At 61.7% G+C, this 20,548-nt stretch carries 20 protein-coding genes; 9 read left to right on the forward strand and 11 right to left on the reverse strand.

Features of this window, described 5'->3' with window-relative positions:
* Positions 1-24 precede the first annotated feature (24 nt).
* Genes ACXJ1Z_RS15625 through ACXJ1Z_RS15640 form a run of 4 tightly spaced genes read right to left on the reverse strand, consistent with a single transcriptional unit; the run spans position 25 to position 3,020 of the window.
* Complete coding sequence (locus ACXJ1Z_RS15625) at positions 25-579, reverse strand: nuclear transport factor 2 family protein (RefSeq protein ID WP_463777886.1); 555 nt, start codon at positions 577-579, stop codon at positions 25-27.
* A 13-nt stretch (positions 580-592) separates the two neighbouring features.
* Positions 593-1,240: a carboxymuconolactone decarboxylase family protein gene (locus ACXJ1Z_RS15630; protein WP_463777888.1), complete on the reverse strand. Its 648-nt coding sequence runs from the start codon at positions 1,238-1,240 to the stop codon at positions 593-595.
* A 4-nt stretch (positions 1,241-1,244) separates the two neighbouring features.
* Positions 1,245-2,111 carry an SDR family NAD(P)-dependent oxidoreductase gene (locus ACXJ1Z_RS15635; protein WP_463777889.1) on the reverse strand — a complete coding sequence of 289 codons (867 nt, stop codon included), beginning with the start codon at positions 2,109-2,111 and terminating at the stop codon, positions 1,245-1,247.
* 3 nt (positions 2,112-2,114) lie between these two features.
* On the reverse strand, positions 2,115-3,020 hold the full coding sequence (locus ACXJ1Z_RS15640) for an SMP-30/gluconolactonase/LRE family protein (protein ID WP_463777892.1): 906 nt from the start codon (positions 3,018-3,020) through the stop codon (positions 2,115-2,117).
* A gap of 108 nt (positions 3,021-3,128) precedes the next feature.
* Here ACXJ1Z_RS15640 and ACXJ1Z_RS15645 point away from each other — a divergent pair, with 108 nt between their 5' ends.
* A complete protein-coding gene (locus tag ACXJ1Z_RS15645; RefSeq protein WP_463777893.1) occupies positions 3,129-4,397 on the forward strand; it encodes a cytochrome P450 in 1,269 nt (422 codons plus the stop codon).
* Here the strand turns inward: ACXJ1Z_RS15645 and ACXJ1Z_RS15650 are convergent.
* The 4 genes from ACXJ1Z_RS15650 to ACXJ1Z_RS15665 form a co-directional block, all read right to left on the reverse strand.
* Positions 4,394-5,665 (reverse strand): cytochrome P450, encoded by a 1,272-nt coding sequence (locus tag ACXJ1Z_RS15650; protein WP_463777895.1) that lies wholly within the window; start codon positions 5,663-5,665, stop codon positions 4,394-4,396. The genes ACXJ1Z_RS15645 and ACXJ1Z_RS15650 overlap by 4 nt on opposite strands.
* A 4-nt stretch (positions 5,666-5,669) precedes the next feature.
* Positions 5,670-6,479, reverse strand: a complete 810-nt coding sequence (locus ACXJ1Z_RS15655; RefSeq protein WP_463777896.1) for an SDR family NAD(P)-dependent oxidoreductase — start codon at positions 6,477-6,479, stop codon at positions 5,670-5,672.
* Positions 6,480-6,629: 150 nt separating this feature from the next.
* Positions 6,630-7,385, reverse strand: a complete 756-nt coding sequence (locus ACXJ1Z_RS15660; RefSeq protein ID WP_463777898.1) for an SDR family NAD(P)-dependent oxidoreductase — start codon at positions 7,383-7,385, stop codon at positions 6,630-6,632.
* Positions 7,386-7,390: 5 nt separating this feature from the next.
* Positions 7,391-8,158, reverse strand: coding sequence for an SDR family NAD(P)-dependent oxidoreductase (locus tag ACXJ1Z_RS15665; RefSeq protein ID WP_184244691.1), 768 nt, complete (start codon positions 8,156-8,158; stop codon positions 7,391-7,393).
* Positions 8,159-8,347: 189 nt separating this feature from the next.
* On the opposite strand from ACXJ1Z_RS15665, the gene ACXJ1Z_RS15670 reads away from it, so the two are divergent.
* From ACXJ1Z_RS15670 to ACXJ1Z_RS15685, 4 genes are all read left to right on the forward strand, one after another.
* Complete coding sequence (locus ACXJ1Z_RS15670; protein ID WP_463777899.1) at positions 8,348-8,875, forward strand: TetR/AcrR family transcriptional regulator; 528 nt, start codon at positions 8,348-8,350, stop codon at positions 8,873-8,875.
* 210 nt (positions 8,876-9,085) lie between these two features.
* On the forward strand, positions 9,086-9,988 hold the full coding sequence (gene cysD, locus ACXJ1Z_RS15675; protein WP_463777900.1) for a sulfate adenylyltransferase subunit CysD: 903 nt from the start codon (positions 9,086-9,088) through the stop codon (positions 9,986-9,988).
* A complete protein-coding gene (cysN, locus tag ACXJ1Z_RS15680; RefSeq protein WP_463777902.1) occupies positions 9,988-11,910 on the forward strand; it encodes a sulfate adenylyltransferase subunit CysN in 1,923 nt (640 codons plus the stop codon). Before cysD ends, cysN begins: the two co-directional genes overlap by 1 nt.
* The gene (locus ACXJ1Z_RS15685) at positions 11,910-12,650 is read left to right on the forward strand and encodes a 3'(2'),5'-bisphosphate nucleotidase CysQ (protein ID WP_463777903.1); all 741 of its coding nucleotides are present in this window, start codon (positions 11,910-11,912) and stop codon (positions 12,648-12,650) included. Before cysN ends, ACXJ1Z_RS15685 begins: the two co-directional genes overlap by 1 nt.
* Before the next feature lie 21 nt (positions 12,651-12,671).
* Here ACXJ1Z_RS15685 and ACXJ1Z_RS15690 read toward each other — a convergent pair whose 3' ends face one another.
* The 3 genes from ACXJ1Z_RS15690 to ACXJ1Z_RS15700 form a co-directional block, all read right to left on the reverse strand.
* Positions 12,672-13,934, reverse strand: a complete 1,263-nt coding sequence (locus ACXJ1Z_RS15690; RefSeq protein ID WP_463777905.1) for an MFS transporter — start codon at positions 13,932-13,934, stop codon at positions 12,672-12,674.
* Positions 13,935-13,979: 45 nt separating this feature from the next.
* Positions 13,980-15,224, reverse strand: a complete 1,245-nt coding sequence (locus ACXJ1Z_RS15695) for an alkyl sulfatase dimerization domain-containing protein (protein WP_463777907.1) — start codon at positions 15,222-15,224, stop codon at positions 13,980-13,982.
* 173 nt (positions 15,225-15,397) lie between these two features.
* Positions 15,398-16,111, reverse strand: a complete 714-nt coding sequence (locus tag ACXJ1Z_RS15700) for a helix-turn-helix transcriptional regulator (protein ID WP_463777908.1) — start codon at positions 16,109-16,111, stop codon at positions 15,398-15,400.
* 344 nt (positions 16,112-16,455) lie between these two features.
* Between ACXJ1Z_RS15700 and ACXJ1Z_RS15705 the strand changes: the two genes are divergently transcribed.
* From ACXJ1Z_RS15705 to ACXJ1Z_RS15720, 4 genes are all read left to right on the forward strand, one after another.
* On the forward strand, positions 16,456-17,391 hold the full coding sequence (locus tag ACXJ1Z_RS15705; RefSeq protein ID WP_463781270.1) for a LysR family transcriptional regulator: 936 nt from the start codon (positions 16,456-16,458) through the stop codon (positions 17,389-17,391).
* A gap of 169 nt (positions 17,392-17,560) precedes the next feature.
* On the forward strand, positions 17,561-18,703 hold the full coding sequence (locus ACXJ1Z_RS15710) for a sulfotransferase family protein (protein ID WP_463777910.1): 1,143 nt from the start codon (positions 17,561-17,563) through the stop codon (positions 18,701-18,703).
* A gap of 6 nt (positions 18,704-18,709) precedes the next feature.
* Positions 18,710-19,498, forward strand: coding sequence for an SDR family NAD(P)-dependent oxidoreductase (locus ACXJ1Z_RS15715; RefSeq protein ID WP_463777911.1), 789 nt, complete (start codon positions 18,710-18,712; stop codon positions 19,496-19,498).
* Between the two features lie 30 nt (positions 19,499-19,528).
* Positions 19,529-20,386, forward strand: coding sequence for an NAD(P)-dependent oxidoreductase (locus ACXJ1Z_RS15720; protein WP_463777913.1), 858 nt, complete (start codon positions 19,529-19,531; stop codon positions 20,384-20,386).
* The last annotated feature ends 162 nt before the right edge of the window (positions 20,387-20,548 follow it).

Genomic DNA, 20,548 nt, shown 5'->3' on the forward strand with positions numbered 1-20,548 from the left:
GGTTGCCGCCTTGCTTATATTCGCTTACCAGCGCGCACCCGGCCCGCCAATTACAAAAGGTCTTTGGTATGAAAGGTCGTCGCAGTCACGCGTGCCCTTGAGGAAGCCCTTGACCGGCTGCGTGTGTAGCCAGGAGGCATCGCCCTGCATGGCGGTCTCGACGGTTGAACGGCGCCACATGATGCGCCATTCGCCGCTCCGTTTCTCCAGCTGATCCATATAGCGGCCGGCCGCGATCGTGCAGGTCAGGCCATCATGTGACAGCATCGTGCCAACGACGTAAGTCTCGCAGTATGCGATTTCGCCGTCGATCTCGCAGGTATGATTGGCCAGGTTGTGCTGGTTCATTCCGAAAGCGGCCGCGTGCCCCTTGTTGGCGATCTCAGGGTATGCAGTTGCGGGAAACGGAACCGGGCCATGCTCGTCCGCGCCCTCGGGCCAGTAGCAGCTCGCCGTGAGTTCGGCATCGTGGCGGTCGCGCCCGCGGGATTCCCGCACGATGACGTCCAGAATGTCTTGTCGATCCTTCAGAAGCCGAACGGTCGCCTTCAGCTCAGTCATATCCATGTCTTCGCTCATGTTCCCTCTTCGATCAGCGCGCCGCCAGGCCCGCATTGTTTGTTTCGAGCCGTAAGCGCAGCGAGTTCTGGAAATACGCCGTTGCGGTGAACTGCCCGATCAGGATCAGGAGTTCGAACATCTGCTGGTCGTCGAAGCGCTGAGCGAGCGTGTTCCATGTCCCATCGCTGACCATCGCATTTTCGTGCAGTTCCTCGACCGCTTGCAGGATCGCGCGCTCATGCTCGTCCCATCGGGCAGCGATCGAGCCAGTTGTGGTAGCTTCAATCTCGTCTTCGCTGAAGCCGAGGCGTTTGGCCTGCGCGACATGCTCGCCGAACTCGTAGGGAGCCGCACAAAGCCAACCCGTGCGCAAGATGGCCAGCTTGCGGTCACGCGGCGGCAGGGTACTCGCTGGCCCTTGTAGTGGCACGGTCACGTCCATCACTGCCTGCCACAGCGTGGGAAAGCGGCAAAGCGTGAACATGATTTCCGGGATGGCGTCGACCGGCGGTAGCGGCATGTCGGCGGGGCCGCCAACGCCGACGATCAGCTGCCGGGTGGTCTCCTGGACCTGAGCGGCTGCGACTTGGCGGTCTACGGGAGCAATGCGAGGTGGCTGGCCGAGCACGTCATCGTGACGTGTCTCGATTTGGCGGCGCGTGTCAGTGTCTATGGGCATGATATCAGCGGATGATCGTCGGCTGATAGGTGAACGGCACAGAGCCATGGGTGTCACGATAGGAGGGCGGCTGGCGGCCCTGATCGGTGACGCCGTACTCCCGGCCCAGTTCGGCACCGATGAAGGTCTTGCCCGACTTCTGCGCCAGTGCAGGATCGTTGAATAGCGCCCAGATGAGATCTCCGGTGAACCCAGGGCTTTCCGATATGCCTTCCAACGATCCAAACTTTTCGCGATCGGAGGCAATGACCATCTTAAGCCTTTCGGTGAGCACGGCACCCATCCAGATGGAAACCGCAGCAACGTGGCTTTTGGCCTCGGCGAAGTCGACCGACATGTCATGAGCCATCTTGTCGAGACTGGCCTTGTGCGCGCCGTAAGCCGCGCCGAACGAGTAGTGCACCGCGCCTGAGGCTGAGGTGAAGACAATCAGTGCCTTGTCCTGCTTCGTCATGATCGGCGCGGCATGCCAGGAGGCGACGTAGCTGCTGCGAATGCCGACATCGATCATGTCGGCAAGCTTCAGCGGCTTTTCCCAGAAGTTACCGGGCATGGTCAGCTCGTCATACACCGCCGCCGCATTGTTCACGAGCACGTCAAGACGGCCCTGCTCGTTCTTGATCTGGGCGAATAGCGCTGCGACCTGCGCATCGTCGGCGTGATCGCAAGCCACGCCGATGCCTTTACCGCCGGCTTGGGTCACGGCATCGGCGGTCTCGTAGATCGTTCCCGGTAGAGGGTGGTCGCCTGACGCTTTCGACCGGCCAGTGACGTAGACCGTGCAGCCATGCGCGCCGAGCGCGACGGCAATACCTCTGCCCGCACCGCGGCTTGCGCCGGTAACGAGAACTACGGGAGCTTGGTCGGACACGGGTTATCCTTTCGACAGATCGAAGCGGGCAGGTGGGATGGGAAGCCCGGGGACGTCGGACCGGCCGCGCAAGAGGAAGGAGTTTTGCGCGGTGATCTCACCGCCCTCCTTCAAGGTGTCGCCGCCGTCTGCCGGCACCGAGTTGAGATAGAGATCACGCACGTCCGTGCCACCGAAACGCAGCTGGGTAATGGACCCGGCAGGTGTCTCAAAGCGGTCGAGCGTGGTCCCATCGGGCGCAATGCGAGTGAAGAAGTCCGAGCGGAAACCGGTCACCCACAGGTTGCCCTTTGCATCGAGCGCCATGCCGTCGGCATCTTCCTTTGCAAGGAACAGCTGGCGATTGTGCAGCGTCAGGTCGTCCGCGACATCGAACGCCCAGGTGCCAAGGAAAGTATCATTGCAGTAGAACCGGCGCCGTTCGGCATCGTAAGCCATGCCGTTCGTGAAGCCGATCCCGTCGGCGAGTTTGATGGCTCGGCGGTCCGCGGTCAGTCGCCAAATTTCGGTGGGGCGGGTCGGTTGCCCTTCAATTACCATCTCAATGTCGTTGGTGCCGAAGAATATGCCTCCTGTACCGTCGGGGATCATCTCGTTGATGCCGTTGATCGGCTGACCATCTAGGCGGTCGAGCAGCCAGCCGGCTTTGCCGGTCTCGGGGTGGTTCCACATGATCCCACCTGCGCCCGTCGACAAGACCGCGCCGTCATGGTTCATCATCACGCCGCCGGTCCACATGCGACCTTCGTTGAACGAGCTGACCTTTGTGCCGTCCGGCTTTGCGCCGTGGATGCCGCCGGCGATCACGTCGCTGTACCATATGACATCCCGCGAAAGGTCTATTGCCAGTCCCTCAAGATAGAGGCCCGACGCCACTTTATGGAACGCGCTCGTCGCCGCTTCGCTCATGACGTCCTCCCACTCGCCTCGGCATTTACAACCGTGCTAGCTGCCTGCTAACATAATGACGAGCACGGTTGCAACAGGGCATTCCGTGCATAAGAGCCGGGTTTACCCATGATCACATCAGCGCCCGATTTCTTCAGCGATCCAGATGTGATCGCTGATTCGAGAAGCTATTTCGATCTCATGCGCTCGCAAGGGCCAATCAAGCGCGAGGTCTATCACGGTACGCTGATGGTCACTGGATTTGCCGAGGCTCTCGAAATCCTCAACGACAAGACGGGCCTGTTCTCGAACGCCTGCTCGGTGGTGGGTCCGATTCCAGGGCTGCCGTTCACCCCCCAGGGCAGCGACATTCGTAACCATTTGGAAGCGCACCGAGGCGAACTGCCATGGTCCGATCATCTCGTCTGCATGGACGGTAAGCGGCACCAGGAGCATCGCATGCTGCTGGGAAGCCTGCTCACATACAAGCGTCTGAAGCAGAACGAAGAGTATCTGCGCGGCCTGGCTGACCGGCTGATCGATCGGTTCATCAGCACAGGCCAATGCTCCGTCGTGCCCGAATACGCTCACGCTACGACCATCTACGCCATCTCCGATCTCATGGGCATTCCCGAGGACGACCGGGCCGAACTGCTTGAGTTGATTGGCGCGCCACCCAGCCAGATCGACGGCGATGCGGTTCACAAGGTTGGACCAGACCCGTTGATCTTCATGAAGCCGCGCTTTGATGAATACCTGCGCGATCGGCTCGACAATCCACGAGGCGATCTCATGTCAGATCTCATCCATGCGAAGTTCAAAGACGGGTCGACACCGGATTTCGATATCGTGTCGGGTCTCGCACGCTTCCTGTTCGGCGCGGGTCAGGATACGACATCGCGGCTGATCGCGATGGCAATCCTGATCTTGGGTGAGAACAAGTCGCTGCAGCAGCGCTTGCAGGCGGAGCCCGCGCGCATACCGGACTTCATCGAGGAAGTGCTGCGCTACGATGCGCCAGTGAAGGTCGCCTATCGCCTCGCGCTTGCGGACACGAGGTTGGGTGAGGTCGAGGTGCCCGCAGGCACGATCCTCACCGTCTGCTACAACGCCGCCAGCAACGACCCGGCGCACTTCGAGCATCCCGAATGCTTCGACATCGACCGGCCACACATGCGCGACCACATGGGCTTTGGTCGCGGTGTTCATGGCTGTTTGGGGGCGCCGCTCGGTCGCATGGAAGCACGGATCGCCATCGAGCGCCTGCTGGCGCGGGTGAAGGACATTCGCATTTCCGAGGACCATCATGGGCCCGAAGCCGAGCGTCGCTACCGCTTCGAGCCGACCTACACCTTCCGTAGTCTTGCCGAATTGCACATCCAGTTCACGCCGTTTTAGCGCGCCTCTTCGAGACGCAGGTGCAGCTCCGAAAGGCCGCGTAGGACGTAGCTGTTTTCGTAGTGGAACACCCGCGCGCCTTCGAGCCCGTGCCTGCCCTCATCGACGGTGATGGTGGCGAATCGTTCAAGAAGAAGTTCAAGGCTCAGCCGCGTCTCGGCGCGAGCGAGCGGGGCGCCGGCGCAAGTGTGCGTGCCACGTCCGAATGCAAGGTGTTCCCGCAGCTTAGACCTGTCCATGTCAAAGGTGTTCGGGTCTGCGAAACGCCGAGGGTCTCGGTTGACGGCAAGATTCGCGATCCAGACCGTCGTGCCGGCCTGAATAGGATAGCCGCAAACCTCGGTCGAGCGCTGACACAACCGGTGGCTTGCGCGGATCGACCCTTCGTAGCGCAGCATCTCCTCAACGAAATCAGGTGCACGCGTCGGCTCAGCGCGTACCTTCGCCTGAAGGTCTTGCCGCTCGGCCAGCAAGCGCAAGGAATTGCCGAGCAGCTTGACGGTGGTGTCTTGACCCGCGCCGAACAGGAAGCATGCGACGCGCGCCGCTTCTTCGAGAGTCGGCTCCGATCCGTCAGGAAAGCGCGACAGAGCAAGCTGGGTGAGCAGATCCTCGCGTGGCTCGGCCCGGCGTTCTGCGATGTAGCCTGCAATCCGCATGCCCATCGCCATTAGTGGATTGTTTGCGATGTCCGCTACCGAGGCGCCGATTTCTGCGGGCGTTCCCTGGCCGAACGCTTCCAGGAAGATCGGCCGATCCTCAGCCGGAATACCGAGCAGTTCGGTGATGATCAGCGTTGCTAGCGGATTGGCGTAGTCGCCGATAAACTCCACCGAGCCGGACGCAGGGAAGCGACCGATCAGTTCTTCTGCCACGGCGCGAAACTTGGGCGCCATCGCCTTGAGCCTGCCCGGTGTAAACAGCGGCATCAGAAGCGATCGCAGCGGGCCATGAAGCGGTGCGTCTAGCCCGGCAACCTCCAGCCCGAAGGGGATCTGCGGGCGATATTCGGCGACAGCTCGCGCGATGTCATCGCCGTTGGGTGAGAAGGGCAGGTCGGGGAGGGGGCCGGTCACCGCGTTGACTGACGAGAAGCTCGCCGTGTCGGCGTAGATCGCCAGCGCCTCCTCGAAGCCCGTAACCGCCAGGACGTTTCGATGCGGAAGTCGCGTGATGGGACCTTGGTCATGCAGATATTCGAAGTAGGCCCAGGGATCGTCGACGAGCGAAACGTCCGTGTAGATATCGGTTTGTGAAAAGTCGGTCATTGGTTCAGGCCACCTCACCAGCATCGGCGAGCAGGGTGCTGCCGGTCATGAAGGCCGCCATGTCTGAGGCGGCAAAGAGGACGACACGGGCGATGTCGTCTGGAACGCCGACGCGACCCAGCTTGGACATTAAGGTCGCGGAGATTTCCTGACGCACACGCTCGGGCAGGGCGGCTAGCGCCGCCGTATTGCCCTCGGTCTCGCAAAAGGTCGGAGCCACGCCGAGCACGCGGATGTCGTGCGGGGCGAGCTCGATCGCCAGTTGGCGCACGAGCCCGCGGACCCCGTGCTTCGATGCGACGTAGGCTGCTACGCCCGGTGCCACGCCGCCGAAGCCGGCGGTCGATACGATGTTGATCAGGACGCCGCCATTGCCGGCGTCGATCATGCGACGCGCCGCCTCGCGGCAGGAGGCGAACACTCCGCGCAGGTTCACCGCCATTACCTGGTCCCAGGCCTCGTCCGTCATCTCGAACAAGCTGACGTTGGGGTAGAGCCCAGCGTTGTTCACCCAGATGTCGACGCCGCCCAGTTCCTGGACGGCCAGCGCGCCCATGGCGGCAATCGAGGCGCTGTCTGTCACGTCGAGCCCGGCTGCGATCACTTTGGTGCCGTAACTGGCACTGAGTTCAACGGCAGCGGTTTCGGCCTGCCCGACCTTGAGGTCGCCAATCAGCACCGAAGCGCCGGCTTCCGCGAACCTCCGAGCTATTGCCTTGCCCAGCCCCTGTGCACCACCGGTAACGACGGCGCTGCGGCCTCTGAGCGAGATGAGGTCTGCAAGCGGGTGGCTCGAAACATCGGTGACAGCCATTGGCTTAGCCTCCTTGAGCCGAAACGAACGGTTTGATGCGTTTCATATCGGCGATCTGGCCCAGGATATTCTTGGTGCGCCGGATCCCGCGCACGCAGCACACGTGATCGATGAACTTCTTCATGCGTGTTTCTCTCTTGATATTCGCGGTCAAAAGGCGGTGCCGCCGTTCACGCCGAGTAGCTGGCCCGTGACATAGCCAGCGTCGTCCGAGGCGAAAAACGCGCATGCGGCGGCTATCTCTTCTGGGCGCCCGAGGCGGGGGATCGGATAGCTCGCGATGATCTGTTCGTAGGGGACCGGGAACAGATCACCATCGATCGCGCGTCGAGCCATCGGCGTGTCGATGAAGCCGGGTGATACCGAATTGACCGTGATGCCTTGCGGGCCAAGTTCGACCGCCATCGAGCGCGTCATCGAGATCACGCCGCCCTTGGTTGCGGTATAAAGTGCCATATTCGGCGCCCCGACTTGCGCGCCAAAGGCCGACACATTGATGATCCGACCCCATCCGGCAGCGACCATGTCCGACAGGACCGTTTGGATCAGGAGAAAGGCGCCCTTGAGGTTGACGTTCATCAGCTTGTCCCACTCGGCCTCGACAATGGCGGCGACGGGAGCAAAACTTTCGAGCGCAGCGTTGTTCACGATGATCGTGACGGGACCGAGCGTGGCGCGTGCCTTGGCCACCGCTTCCTCGATTTGCCCTCGATCTGCCAAATCGGCCTTTAAGGTGACGGCCTTGCCGCCCGCCCCAATGATATCGGCGGTGACGGCATCTGCGCCATCACCGTCGATGTCGAGGACGCCCACCGCGTGACCGTCGCGGGCAAAGCGCAGTGCTGTTGCCTTGCCCATTCCGGATGCGGCGCCCGTAACGATGGCAACCCGTGCTTCCATGCTCATGACGGTCAAAGCATCGTCGTCCCGCCTTCGACGCCGATCGTCTGACCGGTCACGAAGGCGGAGTCGTCGCTAGCCAGGAAGATCGCTGTCGGTGCGATATCCTGAGGCTCGCCGAAACGGCCCAGAGCGACCTTGGCCAGTTCCTGGTCATAGGTGCCGCTGTCTTCCAGGTACCAGATCGACTTGGGTGTCAGTGCAGACGGGAGCACCGTGTTCACCCGGATCTTGTGTTTGCCCCACTCCTTCGCGGCGGTCTTCGTCAACACGCGGACCGCTTCCTTGGTAGCGGCATAGGCGAGAAAGCCGGGTTCGCAGCGGATCGAAAACCCAGTGCCCATGTTGATAATCGAGCCGCCGCCTTGCTTGACCATGTGCGGCTGGCACAGCTGCATAAGTTGCAAAGAGCCAAAGAAGGCCGACTGAATGTCGACCATGCAGTTCTCTTCCATTCGGGGATCCTCGATAGGCAGGTAGTCGGTGAAGGTGTGTGCATTGTTGACCAGAACGTCGACGCGGCCCCATTCGGCAATTGCGCGCTCGACTGTAAGCGCTGCATGCTCCTTGTTGCCTGCGAGAGCCGCCACGCCGATCGCTGTGCCGCGGCTGGCTGAGATCTTCGCGACGACCTCGTCCAATTTGCTCTCGGTTCGGCCGGTGACGATCACCTTCGCCCCCGCCGCCGCGAAACCAATCGCAATCGCTTCGCCGATGCCTTGACCTGCGCCAGTGACGATCGCGACCTTGCCGGCAAGGCGCTCCGAATCGTTGCCCATCGCTCTCTCCCATCTTTGTTCGTCATATTGTTAGCAAGCTGGTCGTAGTGTCAAGTGGCGTGGATGTCGCGACCTTTACGCTCGGATGCAGGCAGGTTAGGTCGATGTTCAAGGTAGGGATTGATGACGACGACGAAGCCAGGACCAGCTAGACGTATGGGCCCGCCAGGCTCAGAGGTTTGGAACACGATGCTCGACGGCGCGGAGGATATCCTGCGCGAGCAAGGCCATGCAGAGTTGACCTCGCGCCGCATCGCCGAGCGGATTGGTGTGAAGCAGCGCCTCGTCTATTACTATTTTCACACTATGGATGATCTTGTCGTCGCACTGTTCAAGCGCTCGTCAGAGCGAGACTTGCAGCGGCTGCGCGACGCAAGTGCGTCGCAGCGATCTGTGCGGGAGCTATGGCAGCTTTGCTACAACTCCCACGATGCTCGCCTTATCTCCGAATACACAGCACTTGCGCACCGCATTCCGGATCTCCGGAGTGAAGTCATTAACTTCATCGAGATGTCCCGCCGTATTCAGGTGGATGCGATTACCGCCGCCCTCCCGCCTGCGACAAATGATCAGCGCTTGGCACCGGTAGTTATCGCCACCATCGCGAGCAGCCTCGGTCTATCCCTCAATCGCGAAGAACACTTGGGTGTGCAAATGGGCCATGCGGAGACTATGGCTGTCGTGGACGTATTTCTCGGAGCGCTAGAAGCAATGTGAGTGCTTCCTGTGCGTATTTAGCGCGCGATTGGAGCGGGGCCCATGAACTGGCGAGCCTTGAGCTTGCATGTGCCGGCTTTGCTTTGTCGGGACTTTAGCGTCTGTAATCAGCCATCAAAGCAGCTCATGCTTTCTCATTCTCCCAATTGGGAGGTCATGAAGCGACGCGTAGCTGTAATAACGCCTCGACCGACAGATCGAAAGAGGCACATGACAACACTTACGCATCTCGATCGTCTCGAAGCCGAGGCGATCCACATTCTTCGCGAGGTCGTTGCCGAAGCTGAAAAGCCGGTGATGATGTACTCCGTGGGCAAGGACAGCGCCGTGATGCTGCACCTTGCGCGCAAGGCGTTCTATCCCTCGCCGCCGCCGTTTCCGCTGCTCCACGTCGATACGACCTGGAAGTTCAAGGAAATGTACAAGCTGCGCGACAAGATGGCGCAGGAGAGCGGCATGGAGCTGCTCGTCTACCAGAACCAGGAAGCTAAGGATAAGGGCATCAACCCCTTCGACCACGGCGCGCTCCACACCGACATGTGGAAGACGGAAGGCCTCAAGCAGGCGCTCGACAAGTACGGCTTCGATGCCGCGTTCGGCGGTGCCCGCCGCGACGAAGAGAAGAGCCGCGCCAAGGAGCGCATCTTCTCGTTCCGCACCACGTCGCATGGCTGGGATCCCAAGAACCAGCGCCCGGAATTGTGGAACCTTTACAACGCTCGCAAGGCGAAGGGCGAGTCGATCCGCGTGTTCCCGATCTCGAACTGGACCGAGCTGGACATCTGGCAGTATATCCACCTCAACGACATTCCGATCGTCCCGCTGTATTTCGCGGACAAGCGCCCCACCGTGGAGCGCGACGGCATGCTGCTGATGGTCGATGACGATCGTTTTCCGCTGCGCGAGGGCGAAGTGCCGGTCGAGCGCTCGATCCGCTTCCGCACGCTGGGCTGCTACCCGCTGACCGGCGCGGTGGAGAGCACCGCCAAGACCCTGCCCGAGGTGATCCAGGAAACGCTCCTGACCACCACGTCCGAGCGGCAGGGCCGCGCCATCGACAAGGATGCCGGCGGCGCTGGCATGGAAGTCAAGAAGCAGCAGGGGTACTTCTGATGTCCGATATCGACACCAAGGATGCTGTCTACGTCACCGACAGCCTGATCGCCGAGGATATCGACGCATACCTCGACCAGCACGAACACAAGACGATGCTGCGCTTCATCACCTGCGGCAGCGTCGACGACGGCAAGTCCACGCTGATCGGGCGCATGCTGTATGACTCGAAGATGATCTTCGAGGACCAGCTCGATGCGCTGACCGCCGACTCCAAGAAGGTCGGCACGCAAGGCCAGGACATCGACTTCGCGCTGCTGGTCGACGGTCTTGCCGCCGAGCGTGAGCAGGGCATCACCATCGACGTGGCCTATCGCTTCTTCAACACCGAGAAGCGCAAGTTCATCGTCGCCGATTGCCCCGGCCACGAGCAGTACACCCGCAACATGGTCACCGGCGCTTCGACCGCCGACTTGGCGGTGATCCTGATCGACGCGCGCAAGGGCGTGCTGGTGCAGACGCGCCGCCACTCTTACCTGTGCCACCTGATCGGCATCAAGAACATCGTCCTGGCCGTCAACAAGATGGACCTGGTCGATTACGATCACGCGGTATTCGATGCGATCGTCAAGGACTATACCGAGTTCGCCCATTCGATCGGGATCAACACGTTCACCGCGATGCCGATTTCGGGCTTCAAGGGTGACAACATCACCAGCCGGTCGGAGAACACGCCGTGGTACACCGGCCCGACGCTGATCGAGCATCTCGAAACCGTCGAAGTGCTGAGCTCGATCGATGCCGACAAGCCGTTCCGCCTGCCGGTGCAATGGGTCAACCGTCCGAACCTCGACTTCCGCGGCTTCTCGGGCCTGATCGCGACCGGTTCGGTCAAGCCGGGCGACAAGATCCGCGTCCTGCCCTCGGGCAAGACCAGCACGATCACCCGCGTCGTCACGCTGGACGGCGATCTTGAGGAAGCCACTGCCGGCCAGTCGATCACCGTAACCTTCGCCGACGAGATCGACTGCTCACGCGGCTCGGTGATCTCCACCGCCGACAATCCGCCGCAGACCGCCGACCAGTTCGAGGCGACCTTCGTGTGGCTGGCCGACGAGGCGATGACCGCAGGGCGCGCCTACTGGCTCAAGCTCGGCACGCAGATGGTCTCGGCCACGGTGCAGGAGCCCAAGTACACCGTCAACGTGAACACCATGGAGCACATGGCGGCCAAGACGCTGGAACTCAACGCGATTGGCGTGGCGGAGCTGACCACCGACAAGGCGGTCGTGTTCGAATCCTATGCCGACAATCGCGCGCTGGGCGGCTTCATCCTGATCGACAAGATGACCAACGCCACGGTGGCTGCGGGCATGATCAACTTCTCGCTGCGTCGTTCGCAGAACGTGCACTGGCAGGCGCTCGACATCGGCCGCAACCAGCGTGCCGACCTCAAGAACCAGAAGCCGGCGCTGCTGTGGTTCACCGGGCTTTCGGGTTCGGGCAAGTCGACCATCGCCAACCTGGTCGAGAAGAAGCTGTACCGCATGAATCGGCACACCTTCCTGCTCGATGGCGACAACGTGCGCCACGGTCTCAACAAGGACCTGGGCTTCACCGAGGCCGACCGCATCGAGAACATCCGCCGCGTCGGCGAGGTCGCCAAGTTGATGACCGACTCCGGCCTGATCGTGATCACCGCGTTCATCTCGCCGTTCCAGGCCGAGCGCGAAATGGTCCGTGCGATGCTGCCCGAAGGCGAGTTCATCGAGGTGTTCATCGACACTCCGCTGCGCGTTGCCGAGAGCCGCGACGTCAAGGGGCTCTACAAGAAGGCCCGTGCGGGTGAGCTGAAGAACTTCACCGGCATCGACAGCCCCTACGAAGCGCCGCGCAACCCCGAGATCCGGATCGACACCACCGCGATCACCCCCGAGGAAGCGGCCGAGCTGATCGTCAACACGCTCCTGGGCGACGCCTGATGGCGATCGAACACGATGGTGACCTCGCTGCCAAGCTGGCGGTCGAGGCGGGCAAGATCCTCCTGCAGGTCCGAGCCTCGGGACTGTTCGAGGGCAAGTCGCTGGGCAAGGCGGGCGACCAGACCGCCAACCAGTTCCTCGTCCACGCCCTGCGCCAGCAGCGGCCAGACGACGGTCTGCTGTCCGAAGAGGAAAAGGATAACGCCGAGCGCCTGAGCCAGAGCCGCGTGTGGATCGTCGACCCGGTCGACGGCACGCGCGAGTATGGCGAGGAGCGCGCCGATTGGGCGGTTCACGTCGCCATGGCGGTGAACGGCGAGCCGGTGCTGGGCGCCGTCGCTCTGCCGGGTCTCGATGAAGTGCTGCGCTCGGACCAGCCGGGCGAAGTGCCGCCTGCATCCGAGGTGCTGCGCATGGTGGTCAGCCGCACGCGTCCCGCGCGTGAGGCCACTGAAGTCGCGACCAAGCTGGGCGCCGAACTGGTGCCGATGGGCTCGGCCGGGGCCAAGGCCATGGCGATCCTGCGCGGCGAGGCGGATATCTACCTGCACTCGGGCGGACAGTACGAGTGGGACAGCTGCGCCCCAGTCGCCGTGGCGCGGGGCTGGGGCCTGCACTGCTCGCGCATCGACGGCAGCCCATTGGTATACAACCAGAGCGACGTCTACATGCCCGACTTGCTGATCTGCCGGAAGGAACACGCCGAGCGGGTACTGGCCGAAGTCACCGCGCTAAGCTGAAATAAACGGAAGCGGCGGCCTTCAGGAGGTCGCCGCTTCTTCCTGCTCCGGGAAGGGGGGCAGCGTAAGGACGATCAATCCACCCACTGCACAGCCGATCGTGCCCATGATCAGGAATGGGCCATAGCCTCCCGAATAGTCGTAGACCATGCCGGCTATCAGCGGGCCGAGCCCCGCAGCTAGAGCCATAAGTGCCGACATGAAGCTGTATACCGTTCCGAAGTTGCGCATACCGGCGTAACCTGCCGTAAGATAGCCGGTGATCTGCGTCTTGGTGCCCTGGGCATATCCGTTGACGATCATGGCAACGATGATGAACGGGTATGTTCGTACGCCGTCCAGCAGCAGCAGGAATACCAGAGCGGCAATTCCCAGCGTGATCCCGCCGATCCAGTTCGGTTTGAAGCGGTCGGTGAGAACGCCGGTAATCACTTTCCCGATGATCGCCGAGATGCCGCCCAGGGCGACCAGCCACGCTGCGTTCGATCGCGATACGCCAGCCTCGGTCAAGATCGGGAACAGATGAACCGACAAGCCCATGGTCAGTAGCATGACGATGAAGTTCGATAAGGCGACGCGTAACAAGGCGAAGTGGCGCAGCGCTTGCTTGACCGTCAGGCCGGACAGGGTGCTGACAATAGGCTCGCCTTTCCGGCGCTTAGACCGCGCTAGTACACGCGCATTGTCGTTCTGGTCGTGGAAAAACAGCGCGCAAAGTAACAAAGTTATGCCGCCCCAGCCGAGACCAAGCCAGACGAACGCGGCGCGCCACCCGAAGTCGGTGATCAGCCAATTGCCGATGGGCGGCACCAAGGTTTGCGATAGAGCCGTGCCACCCAGCGTCAAAGCCAGGGCGAGCCCGCGTGATGCAGCGAAGTTACCTACGACGGCTGTCGTCCAGCCGGTAGACTTGATGCTGACCGACACGATGCCAAAGCACAGCCACAGGCCGATCCACATCGCCGAGGATCCATCCAGCAGCCCGAAGCAGGCGATCGTGGCCGTCGTCAGCGCCACTCCGGGAAGCGCCAGCCGTCGTGTGCCCAGGCGATCGACAAGTAGTCCGAAAAACGGGCCGAGAAGCGCCTGACTGGCCGACGCGATCGAGGGGCCCGAAGACAGCAGAGTCCGGCTCCACCCGAACGCCTGGCTGAGCGGCTCCATGAACAGGCCGGTCGCGGACATCATGACCGAGAAGAATGAAAATCCGAGCGAGGAGGCCAGAACGAGCCGCCAGCCCTTGCGCCATTCCTCCGCAGCCAAACCTGTGGTGGGCTCACGCAAAGCTAGTTCTCCAGTTCTTGATGGGCATCGCGGTGGCCAATCTGACTATTCAGCGAGTTGCTTTAGCTCGGTCGAGATCCACATCCGCTCCCACAGGTTCTTGCCGCCGGTCTGCTGGTCCAGCAGCATGAGTGCGTCGCGCTTGGCGGCGCGGACGGTATCGTCCTGCGGCGCGGCCGCGCTTGCCACTTCCAGGATGTGCAACGCTTCGAGCGGCTTGCCTTGTTGCACATACTCCTGCGCGCGGCGGGCGAGGGGGGCAGCGCCGCCGGCAAGCTCCACTAGGTCGCGAGCGACAGTGGAGGGTGGCACTCCGTAAAGGCCCGTCGTGCCGGAGCTGGGATCGAACCAACCCGTATATTCATGCCAGATCGCTCGGACGTTCCACGCGACTTTGCCGTACTCTTCAGTCAGCCGGAGATCGTCGGGCGTCTGGATCTCGCGCATCAATGTGCGCAAGTCCGTCCCTTCGTTCATCCCGGCGACCACCTGATCGTGGACCCATTGGACCGAATCGATGATCCGGGTGGTCTCTTGCTGGATGTGCTCCTCGCCGCGAATGTCCTCATGCCCGGTCAGGATCTGCACAGGCTTGAGCGCACGGAGCTTCTGCACCGACGCGACGAACTCGGCAGCGGAACGGGGCTTATCGCCCCGCACCGTATTGAGGTTGGGATGGTTGCCGAAAAGGGGGCCGAAAAGATTGCCGACGATCGCGACCCGATCGTCCGGCAACCAGACGATGACCGCCGAACGGGTTTCGCCGCCTGGCGTCCAGATGATCTCGAACCGCCGGTTGCCAAGCGTGAAGGCATGCCCTTCATCGCCGATCAACACGTCGGGAGCGACTTCACGGGTTGGCACCATCTCGTCGGTGCGACCGGTGATGGTACCGAAAAACCGACGCGATCCGCGGCGATAGTGCGCGCTCAGCATTTCATTGTAGGACCGCTCAGCGGGATAGAACCGATGAGTCATAACGGTGTTGTCCGGCGTCTTGAAGATCTCCAGGCCGCCATACTGGTTGGCATGGCTCTGGGTCAGGATGATCTTCGCCACCGGGTTGCTCGAAACGGCTGCGAACAGCTCCTTTGAGCGTCGGGCATCGGAAAGCGTGCCGGCATTGATGATCACGTCACCGTCGGGCGTCACGACGAGGTAGCTGTTGCCGACACCACGGCTCTCCCAGATACCGGGGCCGCGCTCGATCGCTGCGGCCTGACCCTCGCCCGAGCGGATCATCTGCGCCGTCCGCAATCCCTTGTCCGAAAGCGTGTCTGGATCCGCCATGCTATTCTCCTGTCGCCGTTCGCGGCTTTCCAGCGCGGGAAGGGCGGGGCTGCAACCACTGACGAGCGAGCCGAAGCATCGGTGAGGTGATTGCGTCCAACCCGCGATCAGGATGTCCCGATCCCGCAACGGCGCTGGCACTGCCGATCGTCAGCTGTGTCACGGGGTGGCGTTTACCGGAACGATCGCCGGAAGGTCGCAGGGCTGATCCCCACGTCGCGGCGGAAGGCCGAGGTGAAGCTCGACACGCTGGAGAAGCCGAGCCTCGGCGCAAGAACCTTGATGCTTTCGCCGGCGATCAGATCGGACTTCGCCCGTTCCATACGGATGCGCGACAAGTAGCTGCCGATCGAGCAACCTTGGCTCACTCGGAAAGCACGCGTCAGATGTCGCACCGAAATCCCGCAGAGCGAGGCAACGTCCTTCAAGGCAACGTCATGAATCTGATCGTTGAAGCGCTCCTCGATCAAACGCATTTGCCAGGGCGCCAATCCGCCGCTGCACACTTGCACAGCGGCCTGCCGCGAGCGGTGCAGCTCGATCATGAGTTGTCCGGCGATGAGTTCGATCATCAGATCGCCAGCCAGTCCCGGATTGCGCAACTCCACCGCCAGCCGCGTCATGAGCGATTTTACGTTGTCGTTCGTGACATCGAGCAGCGCGACAAGCTGATCGTCGGTCCAGTCCTCGACTTCAGGCATCCAGCGGCTAGCGGCTTCGGGCTTTATCCGGCACACGACCGACGTGCCGGTACCGGGACCGCTGACGCCATAGATGGGTTCGCGGCCACACAAGGCCATGATCGAGCCGATCTTCTCCATGCGATGAGGTTGCCACCGATCCTGATAGCGCACGCGGGGATCTCCCGTGCGGCCAGTGAGGCTCATGTCGATCCAGTAGCCTCGTCCCGTGTGGATCCTCGTGCTGATGGGCCGAGTCAGATGAAGCTTGCGCAATTCGGCGGTTACCGAGGCGACTGACACCCTGGCCTCTACTGTCGAGATATCTGCCGACCGAGGCGCATCGTCATGCCGACCGTGCGAGTAGGCGTTATGCGAAGCAGGGTTGCCAATGGCGCAAGGCGCAGGCGCCGATCTGTCACGCTTATTCTCGACCTTCGTCATGCAGATCATGGCATTCTCCTCTCGACCATAGCCGCTCTTTGGCGGGTTCGGGTTGAGAATAGCGGGGTGCCCTGATATCCGTCCAATTCATCAAAGGAGCGTTCTTGATGAGCCTGACGAATATAGATCTTCGGGCGGCCCGCCATATCACCGGCCTTGCCCGGCACCTGAACTTTACCCGCGCGGCGCGTGAACTCGAACTCACGCAGTCGGCCCTTTCCCGCAGTATCCAGCAAGTAGAGGCGGCGCTGGGCGTGACGCTTTTCGATCGGGACAGGACCAAGGTTCAACTCACCGCCATGGGGCGCATCGTCGTCGATGGCGCCAACGAGTTACTGCAGCAGTCGCAATCGTTCGACGAGTTGCTGGGACGTCTCAAGGCGGGCGCTCAAACCAGCGTAAGGTTCGGGATGGCACGAACAGCAGCGGCGGCGCTGTTACCCCAGGCACTGCAAGCGGAACTCGAACTCGCTCCGGGCCTGCAGCATCAGGTCGTCGTGCGCAGTTTCGACAATCTTCGGGATATGTTGCTGGCCAGGGAGATCGAGTTCTTCGTTAGTGCAGAACATCGGCGCGAGGGGCGCGCTGCCAATGATACGCTGCAAGTTCATCCCATCGCCAACTTTCCGATCGCCCCGTTGGTGCGGGCGGGGCATCCCCTGCTGGCGCCCCATACAGGCAAGAGGCCGGATGACTTCCCCTGGATGATCTCCAGCACCGAAGCCCCCGCCACGACGGCGCAAGACATGGGATATCCGCAGCTTCGGCCAACACCGGAGATCATGCTGGAAGACCTCGGCTGCGCCGCAAGGCTCGCTGCAACCACCGACCTCATCTGGGTCACATCGACGTTCTCTGCCGCGCGTGAGCTGCAAGAGGGACACCTACGCCAGCTAACGTCGGCCCGGCAGCATCGCACACCCGCTCGCCCGCCCTACAAGCTCATGATCTTCCAACTGCATGGCTGTACGCTGTCACCCGCGGCATTGCGGTTGGGCCGGCGCTTTGCGGTGCTCGCTTCCCGTTTGCAGGAGACGATCTGAAGCGAGTTGCGTCGTCGGCGAAGGTCTACCTACTCATGATCTCCTGGGCGGGTTGCGGCTCAACTGCGTAAGCCACGGCCACTCGGCAACAACGAAGCGCCTTGCGCGAGGGGCACCCGCACGGTGTTAACAGGCGTTCTGATCTGACCGTAGACACCTGGACCCAATCATGGACCTAAGCTTCGAAGACATCGTGGATGCCGCCCGGGCCAAGACTGGCGGATTGCCGGACCCGGACAGCGATTCCTGGCGGGAGGGTATCGAGATCCTCGTCAAGGATCACAACAAGGCTGGCCGGCTGACCGAACGCGGCTATCAGACGGTTCGTGCGCGCTATGTCGGCCTGCTCGCCAACCGCATGGAGGTGGACGAGTTCATGCGCGTCCATCCGCAAGTGGCGCAAAGCGAGATCAAGCGGCCCGTATTCATCCTCGGCCTGCCACGCACCGGCACCACCATGCTGAGCTACCTGATGGAGGCGGACCCTGCGAACCGCACGCCTCTGCGTTGGGAAGCCGCCAACGTGGTTCCGCCTGCCGAGCCAGGCGCGTTGCGCACGGACCCACGGTGCCTTGCGGCGCTGGAGCAGGACGTGGATATCCTGAAATTCGCCGGCAAAGTGGCGGCGGCGCACTTCGAGCCGGGCGATGGTCCCACGGAATGCGTCCATGCGTTGGCACAGGATTTCCGCTCGCTGATGCTGGCGGTGACCAACACCACCCCGGTCTATCACGACTGGCTGATGCTGACGGACATGAGTTCCGCCTTTGCGCACCGCAAGCGCGTGCTGCAGATCCTGCAGACCACGAACCCAGGCCGCTGGGTGCTCAAAATGCCATCGGATTCGCTGTTCATCCGCCAGCTGTTCAAGACTTTCCCGGACGCACGCGTAATCTGGACACATCGCGATCCCTACAAGGTGTTCGGCTCTTCGATGCAGATGCGCGCCGGCGGGCGTCCCTTCAGCGAGATCGACGAAAACCGCGAATACATGCGACAGTACTTCCCGCTGCAGCTCGGGCTGCATGCGGCGAGGGCGTTGGAAGTCAGCAAGGAGCGGCCAGACGACTTCTACCACTGCTACTACAAGGACATGGTCCGCGATCCCCTTGCTGAGGCGCGGCGGATCTATGAGTGGTTGGGTGACGAATGGACGCCGGACAGTCAATCAGGAATGGAGGATTGGATGCGCAACAATCCTCAGAACAAGCGCGGCAAGCACGAGTATTCGCTGGAGGATTGGGGCTACACCAAGCAGGATCTTGCCCCCTACTTCTCCGACTATCTACGTGCACACCCGGTTGCGGAGTAATCAGCGATGAGCGATCTTTTCGATCTTACAGGCCGAGTGGTTCTGGCAGCCGGCGCCAACAGCGGTATCGGCCTCGGTTTCCTGATGGGATGTGCCAAGCAGGGCGCGGATGTCGTGGTCTGGGGCAGGCGTGGTGACCGCAACGAGCAGGCGCTGGAACAGCTACGCGAAGCCGGTGCCGGGCGAACCCATCACGAAGTTGTCGATGTTGCCGACGAGGCCGCGGTAATCGCGGCTTTCAAGTCGACGGTCGAGACGATGGGCCGGGTGGACTGCCTGTTCGCCAACGCCGGCTACTCGCAAGCCGCGCCGTCTTTCCCGGACATGACGAGCGAAATGTATCACGCGCTCATGGACGTGAACCTGCACGGCGCGTTCTACACCTTGCGTGAAGCGACCCGCCACATGCGCGATCGTGCGCAGGCGGGCGATCCCGGCGGCTCGATCGTCGTCTGTGGCAGCCTGTCCATTTTCCACGGCATCAAGGGCATGGAGCATTATGCCGGAGCCAAGGGCGCGCTCGCGGCCATGGTGAAGGGCCTCGCGGTGGAGATGGGTGAGTACAAGGTGCGTGTTAACATGATCGCGCCAGGCTTCATCATGACCGAGATGACCAGCGGCAGCGACAAGGCGCAGCAGATCATCGAGCGGTTCTCGGCAATTACCCCGCTTAAGCGTCCGGGCTACCCCAGCGATATCGAGGGGCCGGGCGCCTACCTGGCTTCGGACGCCTCAAAATTCCACACTGGTGATATCCTCGTCATCGATGGCGGCAGGACCGTTAAGTCGCTTTGAGATTTTGTGAGAGGGTCGAGTGCAAGCAAAATGGAAGACATCAGCCAACCGATTAGCTGTGGCTTCATTGGCCTTGGCAGCCAAGGCGCACCCATAGCGCGACGGATGATCGATGCTGGCTTTCCCACGATGCTCTGGGCGCGTCGGGAAGCCGCGTTCGAGCCTTATCGAAACACCACAGCCCTCTTTGCGAAATCGCTGGAGGATGTAGGTGCACACTCGGATCATGTCGGCATATGTGTGGTCACTGACGACGATGTGCGTGAGGTCTGTGCAACCTTGATCTCATCAATGAGGCCTGGAGCACGCCTAGCGATCCATTCGACCATTCATCCGCAAACTTGCCGCGAGATGGAGACTCTTGGCGCCAACTACGGAGTAGAGGTGATCGACGCGCCCGTCAGCGGCGGCTCACCCGCGGCGGAAGCGGGTACATTGACGTTAATGCTTGGGGGTGAGCCTGCCGCCATTGCGAAGTCGATGCCGGTCTTCGAGACGTTTGGACGGCTAATCGTCCGACTCGGGGATGTTGGCGCCGGCCAGCACGTGAAGCTGTTGAATAACTCGCTTCTGCTAGCAAATCTTGGGCTTGTGGAGGCGGTTCTCAATGGCGGTGACAAACTTGGTGTGGATCGCTCCGCGCTGTTGAACTTACTCCTCAACAGCAGCGGCAAAAGCTTCGCTCTGGAAGTCCGTTCAAGAATGGCTGACCCTTGCAGCTTCCGCCACGGCGGGGCTTTGTTGCGCAAGGATCTGCGCCTTCTCGGCGAGGTTCTGGGCGAGAGCGACGAAGCCGCAAAGGTACTTCAAGACGCCTCAAAGCCGTTCGTAAGCGTTTCTGATCGGATAGATGGGGCCGCGCCTCGAGACGAGCATGCGTCGGAGTAACCATCCAGCTTGAGCCATCGATAATCTGTCCCGCAAACGACATTTTAGTCCAGATGGCGGGAAAGCCACCGTCTGATCTCAGACCTATCGTGCGCTCTATTGGTCCGGCCGGCAATTACCGGAGTCCACACGAAGACATCGAGAAGATAAATTGGGGAGAGT

The sequence above is a fragment of the Novosphingobium sp. TK46 genome (assembly GCF_055361525.1).